Below are 896 nucleotides of genomic sequence, written 5' to 3'. Positions count from 1 at the left end.
AAATACAAAGTCTACATCATCCACACCTATTCCAATGCGAGTAGAAGGCTAACAACAAACTCATCAAGGGCATGAGACATCATGTATTCGTTTTTCGAATCTTCAAAAGCTTTAAACCGAAAATTTTCATCGCTTTGAACATCAGAAAAGAGAGAATCAGATTGATTCTCTCTCGTGCTTAGTTATATGTCACCCACTACAATTGACAAAGAACCTATCATCTCTGCCTTTTTATTCTTCTTTTCAACTATAAACTTATAAAATTTATTCAAGTAAGTTAGCTTAATGACCTCTAAGCACTATCCTTTACAGTAGTGTTGTTCTTCCTTACTTCTACTATCCTTGATTCTTACGTCTATATCCCATTAGCATCAGTAATACTCCTGAGGCTAACATTATCCATGCATATTGGGATACGTTACTTGCATCTCCCGTTTTAGGCAATATCTTGTTATTACTTGTACTTGGTACTTCTGGTTTATTAGATTCTGGATCATTTGGTGTAGAAGGTTTTGTTGGAGTCTTTTCTTTATTGATGATGGTGAAGCCTTCTTTCATGCTTCCTGCGTAACCGACTCCATACCATTTGCCTGTCACTTGAATGTTGTTTAAGATTTCGCCAACTTCTTTGACGGTGTACTGATGAGCTTCGCCACCAAGGGTCGCAGAGACTGGCTGTTTCTCAAAGCTGGCTGTCCAGTTGTTGGCTTTGGTCAACTCTTGTACTTGACCAGTTGCCACGCCGTCTTTATAGAGTTCGACTGTGACACTGTCTACAGGCGCGTCGATCTTGTTGCCATCTGAGTCTTGCCACTCTTTTGTGACCGTGATCGCTCGGGTTGGTGGGATCATTGGAGCCCACGGAGTCTTTTCCTTATTGGTAATGGTGAAGCCTT

General features: G+C 40.6%; 1 protein-coding gene. It reads right to left on the bottom strand.

The genetic code is table 11. The features are described 5' to 3' along the window. Nucleotides 1–336 precede the first annotated feature (336 nt). Nucleotides 337–896, bottom strand: a 560-nt coding sequence (locus HMPREF9189_RS11795) for a Cna B-type domain-containing protein (protein ID WP_000441349.1), incomplete at its 5' end; no start/stop codon positions are given.

This window comes from Streptococcus sp. oral taxon 071 str. 73H25AP, from assembly GCF_000146755.1.
Lineage (GTDB): Bacteria > Bacillota > Bacilli > Lactobacillales > Streptococcaceae > Streptococcus > Streptococcus oralis_T.
Note: the sequence above shows the minus strand (reverse complement) of the source record. Positions and strands in the feature narration are given on the sequence as shown.